Annotated in this window: 11 protein-coding genes; 6 read left to right on the forward strand and 5 right to left on the reverse strand. The window is 65.8% G+C overall.

The annotated features are described in order from the left end of the window. Nucleotides 1-710 precede the first annotated feature (710 nt). From CR152_RS00460 to CR152_RS00470, 3 genes are all read left to right on the forward strand, one after another. On the forward strand, nt 711-2,069 hold the full coding sequence (locus tag CR152_RS00460) for a flavin-containing monooxygenase (RefSeq protein WP_157778262.1): 1,359 nt from the start codon (nt 711-713) through the stop codon (nt 2,067-2,069). 247 nt (nt 2,070-2,316) lie between these two features. Then, the gene (locus CR152_RS00465) at nt 2,317-5,613 is read left to right on the forward strand and encodes a DEAD/DEAH box helicase (protein ID WP_099872801.1); all 3,297 of its coding nucleotides are present in this window, start codon (nt 2,317-2,319) and stop codon (nt 5,611-5,613) included. A gap of 278 nt (nt 5,614-5,891) precedes the next feature. After that, nucleotides 5,892-6,425: an isochorismatase family protein gene (locus tag CR152_RS00470; protein ID WP_157778263.1), complete on the forward strand. Its 534-nt coding sequence runs from the start codon at nt 5,892-5,894 to the stop codon at nt 6,423-6,425. A gap of 8 nt (nt 6,426-6,433) precedes the next feature. Here CR152_RS00470 and CR152_RS00475 read toward each other — a convergent pair whose 3' ends face one another. Then, complete coding sequence (locus CR152_RS00475) at nt 6,434-7,291, reverse strand: DUF2306 domain-containing protein (protein WP_157778264.1); 858 nt, start codon at nt 7,289-7,291, stop codon at nt 6,434-6,436. Nucleotides 7,292-7,439: 148 nt separating this feature from the next. On the opposite strand from CR152_RS00475, the gene CR152_RS00480 reads away from it, so the two are divergent. Together CR152_RS00480 and CR152_RS00485 are read left to right on the forward strand one after the other, a co-directional pair. After that, entirely contained in the window at nt 7,440-8,498 is a 1,059-nt protein-coding gene (locus CR152_RS00480; protein WP_099872806.1) for a sensor histidine kinase, read from the forward strand. Continuing rightward, complete coding sequence (locus CR152_RS00485; protein ID WP_099872809.1) at nt 8,495-9,265, forward strand: LytR/AlgR family response regulator transcription factor; 771 nt, start codon at nt 8,495-8,497, stop codon at nt 9,263-9,265. The genes CR152_RS00480 and CR152_RS00485 overlap by 4 nt, the downstream gene beginning before the upstream one ends. Nucleotides 9,266-9,283: 18 nt before the next feature. Here CR152_RS00485 and CR152_RS00490 read toward each other — a convergent pair whose 3' ends face one another. The 3 genes from CR152_RS00490 to CR152_RS00500 are packed head-to-tail and all read right to left on the reverse strand — an operon-like array spanning nt 9,284 to nt 11,893. Further along, nucleotides 9,284-9,646 carry a glyoxalase superfamily protein gene (locus tag CR152_RS00490; RefSeq protein ID WP_099872811.1) on the reverse strand — a complete coding sequence of 121 codons (363 nt, stop codon included), beginning with the start codon at nt 9,644-9,646 and terminating at the stop codon, nt 9,284-9,286. 55 nt (nt 9,647-9,701) lie between these two features. After that, the gene (locus tag CR152_RS00495) at nt 9,702-11,018 is read right to left on the reverse strand and encodes an aminopeptidase P N-terminal domain-containing protein (protein WP_099881853.1); all 1,317 of its coding nucleotides are present in this window, start codon (nt 11,016-11,018) and stop codon (nt 9,702-9,704) included. Beyond that, the gene (locus CR152_RS00500; RefSeq protein WP_167399855.1) at nt 11,018-11,893 is read right to left on the reverse strand and encodes a DMT family transporter; all 876 of its coding nucleotides are present in this window, start codon (nt 11,891-11,893) and stop codon (nt 11,018-11,020) included. Before CR152_RS00500 ends, CR152_RS00495 begins: the two co-directional genes overlap by 1 nt. A gap of 96 nt (nt 11,894-11,989) precedes the next feature. Between CR152_RS00500 and CR152_RS00505 the strand changes: the two genes are divergently transcribed. Beyond that, a complete protein-coding gene (locus CR152_RS00505; RefSeq protein WP_099872815.1) occupies nt 11,990-12,856 on the forward strand; it encodes a LysR family transcriptional regulator in 867 nt (288 codons plus the stop codon). Between the two features lie 95 nt (nt 12,857-12,951). On the opposite strand, the gene CR152_RS00510 is transcribed toward CR152_RS00505, so the two are convergent. Beyond that, nucleotides 12,952-13,647: a glutathione S-transferase family protein gene (locus CR152_RS00510; protein ID WP_099872817.1), complete on the reverse strand. Its 696-nt coding sequence runs from the start codon at nt 13,645-13,647 to the stop codon at nt 12,952-12,954. Nucleotides 13,648-13,796 lie beyond the last annotated feature (149 nt).

The following is a 13,796-nucleotide window of genomic DNA, read 5'->3' on the forward strand; positions in this document are numbered from 1 at the left end:
TCGGACCAGGTTCGGACCGCGTCAAGCGGGATTCGGACGGACGGTTTTTTTCTACCCGACATGAGGTAGATCAATAACTTTGCTGAATATGCGTAAATACAACCTTTTATTGTCCGTTTTAGCATAGCAACCGCCGTTCCGCACATTCCATTGCCACATATTCAAGCGCACTCAGCTTAATAAACAGGCAGACGAATATGACAAGGCCGTGACAAATATGGTCTTTTTACCATAACAATTAATGTTCAATTAATTAATCGCGGGGTGTCGTGTCTATACATATACTTCGTCACCTCACTGCGGCAAGGCAGTGCGGAGTGATCGAATTTTCAACATCTCAATTGGCGCAACAACAACACCATGAAATAGAAGCGAAAACCAAACCCGTTTAAATTCAATTGCTTACCGCTTTTTCTTATGCGACATAAATTGCCATTGGTAATACCTGCGCAATATTGATTGACACTCCGATGCCAAATCGTTTTTAATCGCCCCGGCGAAATAACAATATTTCGCAAAAATGCCGCACCCGGCATTAACTGCGCGTTCCCGGCCGGCGCAAAAGGCCGGCCGTTTCATTTATCCGTCCTGCGAGTGGTGAATACAATGTCGATATTTCGATCTATTGATGTGATGTCCCGATCCGGGCAATTGGCTTTACCGGCCGGTTACACGACGCCCTGTGCCATGGGCCGCGCGGAGCTGTGCCGGTGAGCGCCGCTTTGCCCACCTTTGCCGACCTGGCCGCGCGCGTCGCCGGCGGCGCACTGAACCGGCCCCGCATCGCCATCATCGGTGCCGGCAGCAGCGGTCTGGCCTGTGCCACCGAGATGCTGCAACGCGGCCTGGACCCGGTCCTGTTCGAGGCGCGCTCGCAGCCGGGCGGGCTGTGGGGCAAGGATCCGCTGTCGACGATCTACCCGGACCTGGTCCAGAATGCGGCCTCGCAACTGCCGCTGTCGCGCCCGGAAGCCGGCAGCTGGGCCGCGTACACCGAGCAATGCCTCGACACCATCAAGCGCCAGGGCCTCGCTTCCCGCATCTTCACCTCGACCAAGGTGCTGTGCGTGACGCCGTCGCTGCATTCGGGCGGCGCCGACCTGCTGATCGCCAGCGCGGATCAGGCCGCCCCGCCCCTGCTGCGCCACTTCGAGCAGGTGGTGTACGCGGGCGGGCTGTACCACACGCCGCAGATGCCCGACATCGCCGGGGCGGCGGACTTTACGGGCCGCATCATCCATTCGTCCGACGTGCGCGACATCAGCCGCTTTGCCGGCCAGCGCGTGCTGATCGTCGGCCTGGGCAATACGGCCATGGAGTGCGCGGCCAGGCTGTTTCCGGTGGCGCAGCAACTGGTGCTGTCGGGCCGCAGTCCGACCTGGCTGGTGCCGCGCCTGATTTACGGCAGCCCGATCGATGTGGCCACGCGCGCGCTCAAGGATGCCTACCGCCACAGCTACCAGGCCAGGCTGTGGGAAGCGTGCCGCGTCCACGGGGCGATCGGCCATGCGGTCGACCCGTCCAGCCACGAAATCGACGTGGGACGCCAGCGCATCACCGTCAGCGACGCCATGCTCGGGCCGGTGCGCAGCGGCATGGTGCCACTGCGCCCGGCACTGGCGCACGTCGCCGAACGCAGCGTCCATTTTGTCGATGGCAGCAGCTGCGATGCCGACGTGATCGTCTGCTGCACCGGCTACCAAAGCCAGTCGATCCTGGCCGAGGGCAGCGAGGTGCCGCAGCAGCTGGTCGGCAACGTGCTGCATGCGCGCTACCCCGGCCTGTGGTTCACCGGCGCGCCGGCGCTGTGGGGCAGCCCGGCGCCGATTGCCAAGAAACAGGGCCGCCTGATCGCCCATGCGATCGCTGCCGGTTGGAACCGCGAGGACCTGACCCAGGCCGTGCGCCCGCACGCCAATTACGACAAGGCCGCCACGCGCCTGCCGTTCGGCTTCGAGGTAGCCGACTTCAGCGGATACGCACACATGGTCGACGAGGCCAGCGCCAGCGCGGTCCCCGGCGACGCGCACGCGCCGCTGGCCGGCAGCCCGGTCAACTACGCCGGATAGGATAGCGCCGCGCCGGATAGCGCCGCGCCGGACAGCGCCACGCCGGACAGCGCGCCGTATCCACCGGGGATGCACCGGGCCGGCAAGGAGTGCGGCAACCGCCGGCAGCGTGCGCCATTGTGAAATCGGCCCATGTTTTGCCGTCGGTGAAGTTACAATCCCGCCTTGTCAAATGGCCGCCCCCGCATGGTCATGCATGATGGCTGCCGGCGTGTTCACCGGGCAGCCACGCTCCCGGAAAAATCCTATGCCTGCACAGTATGTCAACACGCTTCGATACTGGTTCGATGTCGAAGCGCTCATGTATCCCGATATTCCCAGACCAGGCAAGCGGCCCGCCTTTTTCAAGCGCTACGACGAGAAGCTGCCGTGGCTGCCGGCGCCCCGGGGCACGCTGGCGGACGACGCGCCGCACGGCCGGCACAAGTATTTCGTCTGGTTCGGCCTGGTCGAGAAAGGCGTGCTGGAAGCGGAACTGGTGGAGATGTTCCCGCTCGAGGCGGCCGAGGAAAAATTCAGCGGCAACCACGTCCATCCGGCCAAGGGCAACACCTTTCTGTGCGCCGTCGAAATCGGTTCGGACGGCCGGCCCAGCGTCGACACGCTGCAGCTGGCCGCGTTCGCCGTCGCCTTCGCGGAAAAGAAAAACAAGACCCGGATCGGCTACGGCGTGACCCTGTTCGGGCTGAAGAACAAGCTGCACGAACTGGCCATGGGCAACCACGGCATCGCCGACGCCGACTGGTTCGACGACATCACCGACTTCCTTATCAGCGAGCTGGACTGGAAGCCGCGCACCCTGCTCGCGCGCGCCCAACTGTGCGCGCACGAGGTCACGCTGATCGACCGCCGCGGCAAGAAATTTCCGCGCGAGCCGGAGATGGACCCGGTCAATTCCTTCTATCTCGACGATCTCGACCGCATGCGCCAGGAGGCCGAGCACGGCGCCGGCTCGGCCCAGATCCAGGCTTACCTCGACGGCCACGAGCGTAGCGACGCCCGGCGTGGCGACGCCCGGCGTGGCGACGCGCGACGTAGCGACGCCCGACGCGATATCACCCGTCCCGCCTCGGTCAATGCCGCGCTCGATCCGCGCCGTTTTCCGCTGGGACGCTGGCCGACCGAGTTTCCACTTTTCCTGATGCAGCAGGTGGCCGTCAATATCGGTCTGGAAACCTTGGCCGACGGCGGCATCTTTTCGGTCAACGGCCCGCCCGGCACCGGCAAGACCACCCTGCTGATGGACATCATCGCCGCCCGCGTGGTCGAGCGCGCCAGGATCCTGGTGCAATTCGCCAATCCGGAAGCGGCGTTCGCGCGCTCGCCGCACCAGGTGGAGTATCCGGCCAACAGCAGCGGCGTCGCCTTCAGGGGGCCATGCTTCCACATCGATGAGCGCCTGCTCGACACCGGCATCGTGGTCGCCAGCGAAAACAACAAGGCGGTCGAAAATATCACGCTCGACCTGCCCAGCATCAAGAAAGTGGCGCCGCAGGCGCTGCTGGTGGACGGCGAACCGTTCGACTATTTTGCCGCCAGCGCCGAATCGATCCTCAACGAAGAAAAGAAAAAGCTGCCGGGCGAGGCAGGCGAGGCCGAGGCGCCCGGGGAAGACGACGCCGGCGACGAGCATGGCAAGATCCGCTGCTGGGGCCTGATTTCGGTCCCCCTCGGCAAGATGGCCAACCGCAGCCTGGTGGCCAACCGCCTCGGCGCCTTCAAGGAGTCAGGCCTGGCGAAACAGCTCGCCGCCGCGGGCGCCTCGCTCAACTGGGAAGCGGCGCGCACCCGCTTCAACCAGGCCGTGGCCGAGGTCGAAGCGATCCAGGCCGCGATCCTCGATTACGACGGCGCGCTGCCGGCATGGAAGGCGGCGCGGGAACTGAGCGCGGCGTTCGATGGCGCCGCCGCCGCGGCACGCCAGCGCAACGATGACGCCAGCGCGGCCCTGGCCGCGCTCGATACCGATGCCGCCGGCAATGCCTCGGCCATCGCCACCAATCTGCAGGAACGCGAACTGCACGCCACCGAATGGCCGGCCTGGCGCCAGTTGCTGGCGCGCTTTTTCAGCAAGGCGACATTCGCCGGATTCCAGTCGCGCCAGCAAGCATTGTCGGACGAGTACGACAGCCTGCGCACCGAGCGCGCGCGCTTGAAAGTGGCGCGCCTGGAAGCGCTGACCAGCGCCAGCAACTGCGCGGCGCACTGGCAGGCGGCCCGGGCCGATGCTGCCACGCACGCCGCGGCGCTGCGCACCGTCCGCCAGCGCCTCGACGCGCTCGCGGCCACCTTGGGCGAAGCCGCCTTCGACCCGGCCGCGTTTGCCGCGCTTCCGGTCGAGCAGCAACAGAAGTCCCTGCCGCGCAGCAACGCCAGGTATCACACGGCGCGCGCCACGGTGTTCGTCGCCGCCATGCAGCTGCACAAGGCTTTCCTCAAGCATGCCGGCAAACCGTTCGAAACCAACTTCCGCCTGGCGCTGGCCATGCTGGCGCAGGAAGGCTACATCCAGCCGCACCTGGCAGCCATGGCGCGCCACTTGTGGGCCACCTTTTTCCTGGCCGTGCCGGTGGTATCGAGCACGTTCGCGTCGGTATCGCGCTGCTTCGCCGACCTTGGCGAAGGAGAAATCGGGCTGCTGCTGGTGGACGAAGGCGGGCAGGCGGTGCCATCGCACGCGCTGGGCGCCATCTGGCGCTCGAAGCGCGCCCTGATCGTCGGCGACCCGCTGCAGGTCGAACCCGTGGTCACGATGGACAAGAAGCTCGACTACGGCATCCTCAGCTACCACCAGGCGCCGGCCGAGCACCAGCTGACCGCGTATTCGGCCCAGCACCTGGCTGACCGCGGCAACCGCTTCGGCGCCAACGTGGTGCAGTACGACGGCAGCGACCTGTGGGTCGGCGCGCCGCTGCGGGTGCACCGGCGCTGCGCCGATCCGATGTTTTCGCTGTCGAACCAGATTGCCTACAACGCCAAGATGGTCTACGGACCGGCGCGTGCCGAGGAAGAACAAGCCACCGCACTGCGTCCGCTGCTCGGTCCGTCGTGCTGGCACGACATAGTTGACGGCGAATTCGAGGAGCACTACAACGAGCGCGAAGGCGCGGTTGCTGCCGGCATCGTGGTGCGTTACGCCAGCAACGGCTGGGTCGACAAAGCGCACGGCTTGCCGGACCTGTTCCTGATCTCGCCGTTCAAATCGGTGGCGCAGGAGCTGACGGGGCTGCTGCGGGCACGCGCCGACGAGTGGGCGGGCGACGCGGACGACGAGGCCATTGCCAAGTGGCTGCACGGGCACGTGGGCACGGTGCATACCTTCCAGGGAAAAGAGTGCGAGACGGTGGTATTCGTCCTCGGCGGCAAGACCAACGAAGCGCGCAACTGGGCCGCTGGCCGGCCCAACATCATCAACGTTGCCGCGACCAGAGCCAAGCGGCGCCTGTACGTGATCGGCAACCGCCAGCAATGGTCGCGTACGCTGTTCGGCCGCCAACTGGCCGACGCCGTACCCTTACTTTCCCAACCGGGGTCAGAGCTCTGACTCGAAACTTTTTCGTTGCCTAACCGGGGTCAAACCCCTGAATCGAAACTTTTTCGTTGCCTGAGCCTGCTTCGCGCTATTGGCACGCACTGGCGCAGCACTTTTTTTGTTCACATCAGGCATTTGTTTCTAATTAGAGCTCTGACCCCGGTTGTAGGAATATCAGCCGTCCGGATTCGCAAGCGCTGGTTACCAATCTCCGAACCGGATGACCGTTTATCATGGTGACGTTTTCGATAACACTGGGCCCCTCTTCATTCACCACGAGCCGGCCCCCCATGAACACACTCCTGATCATCGACATGCAGAACGCATGGCTGAACAACCCCGCCCAACCGTGTTTCGACAGCGCCGGCGTTGTCGGGCGCATCAATCACGCCGCCAGCCACATCCGTGCGCAGGGTGGCAAGGTGATCTTCGTCCAGCATTCGGATGCGGATGCCGGCATCGGCTCGGCGCCCTGGCAAGTCATCCCGGCGCTGGAACAAGCCGCCACCGACAGCACGGTGCAAAAGCTGGCGGGCGACTCGTTCGCCGCGACCGACCTGGCGGCGCAGCTGGCCGCCAGCGCCACCACCACCTTGTATATCAGCGGCTTCGCCACCGAATTTTGCATCGACACCGCCGTGCGCGCGGCGGCCTCGCGCGGCTTGCACGTGGTGGTCTTGTCGGATGCGCACACCACCGCCGACCGTCCGCACCTCGCTGCGCCGGCCATCATCGCGCACCACAACTGGGTGTGGTCAGGCTTGCCGGTGCCCGCCGACAGCTCACTGACCGTGTGCACGACGGCCGAGGCGTTCCCCGCCTGAACGGCGCTTCAAAGATGCGGCAGCCACAGGATCATCGTCGCGGCAGCGACGCCTGCCGCGGTCGCCACGCTCAGCACCAGCATGGCGACGGCCATCGCGCTGCGCGCCACCACGCTGTCGCTCGCCTGCGCGCGCGCATACAGCTCCAGCACCGCAAGCGGCAGCAGGTACTGGGCAAACGACAGGAAGCTCAGGAACGGCCCCTGGAAGGTCACTGGATCGAACCCGGCAGGTCCCTGGTTGGCAACGATCCAGGCCATCAGGCCGATCCGGAAGAACCACACACCGCTGACCGCCAGGAACAGGCGCAGGGCCCAGCGCCGGTGCAGGGCGATGCGGCCGGCGCGCGCATGGTGCACGGCCAAGACCGCGCACAGCACGATCAGCACGGCATTGCCGCTGATGCCCACATGCTGCGCCAGGCCGCCCACCGCGCCGCGAAACCACACCATGTACAGGCCGACGAGGCTCGACGCCACCGCCAGCAGCACGTACACGCGCCCGTTCCATCGATGAAACGAGGGCGCCAGGCGCCGCAGCGGCGTCATCAGCTGGAGCGCGCCGCCAATGGTGATGACAACCGCCACCAGCATGTGCATGCCGATGGCGGCATTGCCAGCGGTATCGCCGGGGACATACCCGCGCGGCATGACCTTGTTCCACTGCGCCAGGTCGCCGTGCGCCAGCGCGCCGCCGTAGAAAGCGGCCACGTACCAGGCAAACAGCAGTTGCCCCAGCACGGCCACGCCAAACCACAGGCGCGCGGACCAGGCCAGTGCGGTGTCGACCCTGTCGCGCCGCGCGGTCATGCCCGCCGTGCCTCCGGGTGCCGTGCGCGGCGTGCTTCCAGCCGTTTGCAAGATCATGTGACTTCCTTTCGTGTGATTCGTGTGATATCGGATGGGCACACAGTAGGAGCAGGCGGCGCCGCTGGCGAGGGCGCGCGGCGATCGGCGCGACCGGCGGCGGTTTTCCGGGCTTGAACGACGGTCGGCGAACGGTTATTGTGGCGGGATGACCAACGCGCCGCCACCTGCCCTGCCCTCGCGCCATCCGGCGCTGCCGACCCTGCGCCAGGCGCTGGTGGTGACGCTCATCGCGCTACAGCTGACGTGGGTGCTGGCAACGCTGTCGTCGGGACCGTTTTTGTCGGTGCTGCTGCGCATCGGTTTCATCGCCATCGTCTTGCTGCTCACCTACACGGCGAGCGGCACGCTGCGCCAGCGCTGGCTGCCACCGGCCCTGGTGCGGCTGCTGGCGGTGGCGCTGATGGCACCGCTCGCCACGCTGGCCATTTTCCGGCTGACGGAAAACAGTCCCGCCAAACGCGAGCTGGCGTATGGCTACATCATGCTGGCCGTCGTCGCGGTGGTCGTCGGGGTGCTGGTGACGTTCGTGGCGCTGCGCGTCGAACGCAAGGCGCGCGAGCGCGCCGCCCGCCTGCAGACCGAACGCGAACGCCACACACTCGAGCGCGAGCTGCTCGACGCGCGCCTGCGCCTGCTGCAGGCGCAAATCGAACCGCACTTCCTGTTCAATACGCTGGCCAATATCGAGGCGCTGGTCGAGGCCAAGTCCGACAATGCGGGGCCGGTGCTGCGCCATCTGATCGCCTACCTCAAGGCCGCGATGCCGCGCCTGAACGATGCCGACGCCACCCTCGACACCGAGCTGCAACTGGTACGCGCCTATCTGGAGCTGATGCACATGCGCATGCCCGACCGCCTGCGCTTCAACGTGCAAACGGCGCCCGGGCTGAACGGCTTGCCGTTTCCGGCGATGGCCTTGCTGACCCTGGTGGAAAACGCGGTGCGGCACGGCATCGATCCGAGCCTTGACGGCGGCTGCATCGAGGTCGGCTGCAAGCGCGATGCAGCCAGCGGCCGCGTGAGCTTGTGGGTGAGCGATACCGGCGTCGGCATGTCGGAGCTCAGCCAGCCGGGCACCGGGCTGACCAATGTGCGCACGCGCCTGCTGGCTTTTTACGGCGCCGGCGCGAAGCTGGATTTACACGAACAGGCGCCGCATGGCTTGCACGTCGAACTGACCTTTCAACCACGGAGCGCCGCATGAACCACCCGACCGCCCTGATCGCCGACGACGAACCGCTGCTGCGCGAACACCTGCGCGCGCAACTGGCGCGGCTATGGCCTGAGCTGGACATCGTGGCCGAGGCGCGCAACGGCGGCGAGGCAGTCGAGCTGTTCGACCAGCATCACCCGGCAATTGTGTTTTTGGACGTGCACATGCCCGGCCTGAACGGCATCGAGGCGGCGCGGGCGCTGGCGCGGCGGGCGCAGATCGTGTTCATTACCGCGTACGAGCAGTATGCGGTGCAGGCGTTCGAGCAGGGCGCCATCGATTATCTGGTCAAGCCGATCGATGCTGCGCGCCTGGCCGACACGGTGCAGCGTTTGCAGGAACGGCTGGGGCGAGCGCCCGACGCCGGCGCGGCCTTCGACGCGGTGCTCGAACGCATGGCCAGCGAATTGCGCCAGCGCAGCGGCACGCGCAACTGGCTGCAGTGGATCAAGGCCTCGGTCGGCAGCCGGGTGCGATTGATTGCGGTGGAGCAGGTGGCGTTCATCCGCGCGGACGGCAAGTACACCTCGGTAGTGTGGGACGATGGCGAGGCGCTGATTCGCAAGAGCATCCGCGAACTGGGCGACGAGCTCGATCCGGACCGCTTCGTGCAGATTCACCGCTCGGTGATCGTCAATCTGCATTACGTGAGCGAGGTGGTGCGCGGGGTGAACGAAACGGCCGATGTGCACCTGCGCGGACGCGCGGAGGTGCTGCCGGTCAGCCGGAGTTACCTGCATCATTTTCGGCAGATGTAGCTGTCGTACCGCCCACTGTCAGGGCGGCGGCTGGCAAAACCGGATGCGGTTGCCGAATGGATCGCCCACTTGCATCACCCTGCCCCACGGCAAGTCGTCGACACCAGGACGCGCATAGGCGTATTCCTTGGCCGTCAGTTCCTGATGCAGCGCGTCGATGTCATCGAGATGGACGAAGATGGTCGAGCCGGGCGTGGCATCGCCATGGTGTTCGCTCAGGTGGATGACCAGCTCGCCACGCCTGATCTCCATATACAAGGGCATGCCCTCCTCGAAGCGGTGCTCCCACTCGCAGGCGAAGCCGAGGAAGTCCAGGTAGAACTCCCTGGCTTTTTCCTCCGAAAAAATGCGCAAAATGGGAATGGCCGGGGAAAGGTTCACGCGTCGCTCCTGATGGGTTCTGTGGCCCTCAGCGTGCGTCATCGGCATGCCTTTGTCAACGCATCAGCGCTTCGATGTCGTCGATTGCCTTGGGCACGCCGGCACTGAGCACTTCCCGGCCCGACGGCGTCACCGCCACGTCATCCTCGATCCGGATGCCGATATGCCAGAACTGTTCCGGCACGCCAGGCGCCGGCCTGATGTACAGACCCGGTTCGACGGTGAGCGTCATGCCCGGTTGCAGGGTGCGCCAGGCGTCGCCGCCCGGTTCGCGGTAGCTGCCGACGTCATGCACGTCCATCCCGAGCCAGTGGCTGGTTTTGCACATGAAGAACTGGCGATAGGCGCCGCTGCCGATGACGTCGTCGAGCGAGCCGGCGCGGTCGGCATCGAGCAAGCCGGTGTCGAGCATTCCCTGGGACAGGATGCGCACCGCGGCCTCGTGCGGCGCCATCACGTGTGCACCGGGGCGCACCGCGGCGAGCGCGGCCAGCTGGGCATTGAGCACGATCTCGTAGATCCGCCTTTGCGCGGGCGAAAAGCGGCCGTTGACGGGGAAGGTGCGCGTGATGTCGGACGCATAGCTGTCGAGCTCGCAGCCGGCATCGATCAGCAGCAGCTCGCCATCCCGCAGTTGCGTGCGCCCGGGATTGTGGTGCAGCACGCAGGCATTCGCGCCCGCTGCCACGATGGATGGATACGCCGGCGCGGCCGCGCCCTGGCGGTGGAATTCGTACAGCAGCTCGGCCTCGACCTGGTATTCGGCAAGGCCGGCGCGTGCTGTGCGCATGGCGCGCAGATGGGCATCGGCCGCCACGGCGGCGCTGCGCCGCATGATGTCGAGTTCCCCGCCGTCCTTGAACAGCCGCATGTCGTCGAGCAGCATGTGAAGGTCGTGGATGACCGGCGGTGCGCGCACGCCGGTCCGGCCCGCGGCGCGCAGGCCGCGCAGCGCTCCGTTGAGGCGCTCGTCGAAGGCTGTGTTACGCCCCATGCCGGCGAACAGGGCCGGCGCGTTGGCCAACAGGGCCGGCAGGTGCTGGTCGAGCGCCGAAATGGAATACGCCTGATCGAACCCGAAATGCGCGCATGCGCCGGCCGGGCCATGCCGGAATCCGTGCCAGATTTCATGCGCGGCATCCTGGTCGCGGCAGAAGAGGATGGAACGCGATTGCGCCCCGGCCACCAGCACGATCACGGCTTCCGGCTCGGTTACGCCGGAGAGATAATGAAAATAGCTGTCGTGCCGGAACGGATACTCGACATCGTTGTTGCGCATGACTTCGCGGGCAGTTGGAATGACGGCGACGCCGCCGCCTTGCTTGCGCATCCGCGCGATCAGCTGCGCGCGCCGGGCTTGATAGGGCTGCATCATGCGCCTTTCAGGGAAGGGAAAAAGTGCCATTGCAGGTTGACGCCGAGCGTGGCGCTGGCGATCAGCGCAAAGCCGGCCAGCTGCAGCGCGCCGATCGCGTGGCCGTAGACGACGAAGTCGACCACCAGCGCCGCAGCCGGATAGAGGAAGGTCAGCACGGCGATGACGGCCGTGTTCATGCGCGGCGTGGCGCCGTACACCATCACGTAGGCGAGCGCGGTGGGGATCAGTCCCAGTCCGGCCAGCCAGCCCCACTGCGCGGCAGCGATGCCGCCGGCGGGCATGCTGAAGAAGCCGGCCGTGAGCACGGTGCCGGTGAGGCAGTGCGTCAATGCCGTCAGGTGGGGCGGCATGCCGCGGATGGCGCGCGTGGTGAGGGTGACGCCGGCGTAGGCAACGGCGGCGCCGAGCGTGCAGGCGATGCCGATCAGATAGGTGGAACTGAGGGCCATGTCGGTGCGCAGGCCGCATGCCAGCACGAGGCCGGCGAATCCCACCACGACCCAGCCGATATTGTTGGCGCTGACGCTTTCCTTGAGCAGGAGCGAACCGACAATCAGGACCAGGAACGGTTGCACGTGGTACACGATGGTGGTCACGGAAATGCCGACGCGGGCGATCGCTTCAAAGAACATCACCCAGTTCACGCACATCAGGATGCCGCTGCCGAGGGCGAGCATGAGGTTCTTGGGCGATACATTGCTGCGCTTGAGCATGCCTTTGTACGCGCAGTACACCAGCAAGATGGCGGCCCCGAAAGCGCAGCGGAAGAACACGGTCATCACGGGCGCCAGCGCGGCCTCGTGGAAGAAGATACCGAGCGTGCCAAGCATGAGCATGGCAGCGGCGAACGATACGGCGGGATTGGACATGATCTGCTCCGGTGAGTGGTTTCGGGCTATCATCGGGCAGCACCATACATCAAACAAGCTGATTTAATTGATGAAATTCATTCGATAATCGAAACCATGACTCCAGACCTGAACCTGAACCAGCTGCGCACCTTTGTGGCCGCGGCCGATCACATGAGCTTTGTCGGCGCGGCCGATGCGGTGCACCGTTCGCAGGCGGCGGTGAGCATGCAGATCATGAAGCTCGAAGAGACGGTGGGGCAGGCGCTGTTCGCGCGCCACACGCGCCGCATCGAGCTGACGGCGGCGGGCGAGCGCCTGCTGCCGTATGCGCGCCAGATGCTGGCGCTGGAGGGGCAGGCGCTGGCCGCGCTGCGCACCCAGGAGGTGGCCGGGCGCGTGGTGCTCGGCGCGCCGGACGACTACGTGGCGTCCCTGCTGCCGCCGGTGCTGGAGCGCTTCACGAAGCTGTTCGCCAATGTCGAGATCGAACTGGTCTGCCTGCAAAGCACGCTGCTCAAGCCGCTGTTGCAAAAGGGCCAGATCGACCTGGCGTTCGTGACCCGCGCCGACGATCTGGAAGGCAGTTTCATCCGGCGTGAAGCGATGGTCTGGGTCGGCTCGCAGCGGCATGCGGTGTGGAAAAAATCGCCGCTGCCGGTGGCGCTGTTCGACAAGGGCTGCGTGGCGCGCGAGCACACCCTGGCCGCGCTGGAAAAGAGCGGCAGGCCGTATGGGGCCACGTACAGCAGCCCGAGCCTGCTGGGCATCGTGGCGATGGTCGATGCGGGACTGGCGGTGGCGGCGCTGGCCGAGTGCAGCATCCCGTCGCACCTGGTGCGGCTGGGCGAAGCGGAGGGCTTGCCGCCGGTGGAGCCGCTCGAGGTCGTGCTGATCAGGGGACGCAACAGCGGTTCGCCGGCGGTGGAGTGCCTGGCAGGCGAAATCATGGCGGCGTTGCGTCCCTTGCGCGCGGCAGCCTGAGGTTGCGCGCGCGCGTGGGGCAAGCGCCGGGCAGCATTAAGGAGGCCTGGTTTTACCCCACGTTTCCCCGTCCTTGCTCATCGCGGGTTGCGCCGTCAGACCGGAAGCGTGGCCGGGTCGAAGAAGCGGCGGGACAAGCCGCCGCGGCCAGGAAAGAACTTGAAGTAGGGGCGTGCCTGATCGATGGTGAGCGCCACCGAGGGATGATCCATCAGGCGCTCGACATAGGCCGCCAGGTGGCCATGCTGCGGCGGCAGCGGCACGTAGGCCATGGCATAGAACAGGGCCGGCGCCGCGGCGCAGTCGGCCATGCTGAATGCATCGCCGGCGACCCAGGTCCGGCCTTCGAGGTGACGGTCGATGAAGGCATAGGCCGACGTCAGGCCGTCCCGCGCCTTGGCCACGGCGTGTGCGTCGCGCTCGCCTTCGGGCCGCAGAAGGTCGGCTGTCAACGCCTGCATCGGCGTCATCACGTACAGGTCGAACAGGCGGTCCCACAAACGCACGTCGAGCGCCGCGTCCGGCGCATCCGGAATGAGCGTGCGGCCCGGGAGGGCATGGTGGCGCTGGAGATACTCGATGATGATGCTCGTTTCGGGCACGGGACGCAGCCCGTCCATCAAGAGCGGCATCTTGCCAGTCGGCCACAGCGCCAGGTGCGCGGCCCGCTCGCCGGGGTCGCCCAGGTTGAGCAGGCGCCTGTCCACCTCGATGCCCAGGACGTCGATGGCGATCAATACCTTGTGGCAGCAGGACGACAGTGGATGGTAGTGGAGCGTGAGCGCATTCATGCGATTGCCTATGCTTTCCAAAAGTGGAAAGTATGTGCCCGATGCCGCGCCGAGTCAAAAATCCGCTGTCGGGAGCACCGGAGGCAGAACTGTCGGAAATCTTTGTAATCGCCGGAATGTGCGTCGTTCAGCCAGTCCTGCAACGTCGA

It is taken from the genome of Massilia violaceinigra (assembly GCF_002752675.1).
Taxonomy (GTDB): Bacteria; Pseudomonadota; Gammaproteobacteria; order Burkholderiales; family Burkholderiaceae_D; genus Telluria_A; species Telluria_A violaceinigra.

Excerpts from the sequence above, each read along its gene's own strand:
- CR152_RS00485 (WP_099872809.1), top strand. The coding sequence starts at position 8,495 with ATGAACCACCCGACCGCCCTGATCGCCGACGACGAACCGCTGCTGCGC.
- CR152_RS00470 (WP_157778263.1), top strand. The coding sequence starts at position 5,892 with ATGAACACACTCCTGATCATCGACATGCAGAACGCATGGCTGAACAAC.
- CR152_RS00495 (WP_099881853.1), bottom strand. The coding sequence starts at position 11,018 with ATGCAGCCCTATCAAGCCCGGCGCGCGCAGCTGATCGCGCGGATGCGC.
- CR152_RS00505 (WP_099872815.1), top strand. The coding sequence starts at position 11,990 with ATGACTCCAGACCTGAACCTGAACCAGCTGCGCACCTTTGTGGCCGCG.
- CR152_RS00500 (WP_167399855.1), bottom strand. The coding sequence starts at position 11,893 with ATGTCCAATCCCGCCGTATCGTTCGCCGCTGCCATGCTCATGCTTGGC.
- CR152_RS00465 (WP_099872801.1), top strand. The coding sequence starts at position 2,317 with ATGCCTGCACAGTATGTCAACACGCTTCGATACTGGTTCGATGTCGAA.
- CR152_RS00475 (WP_157778264.1), bottom strand. The coding sequence starts at position 7,291 with ATGATCTTGCAAACGGCTGGAAGCACGCCGCGCACGGCACCCGGAGGC.
- CR152_RS00480 (WP_099872806.1), top strand. The coding sequence starts at position 7,440 with ATGACCAACGCGCCGCCACCTGCCCTGCCCTCGCGCCATCCGGCGCTG.
- CR152_RS00510 (WP_099872817.1), bottom strand. The coding sequence starts at position 13,647 with ATGAATGCGCTCACGCTCCACTACCATCCACTGTCGTCCTGCTGCCAC.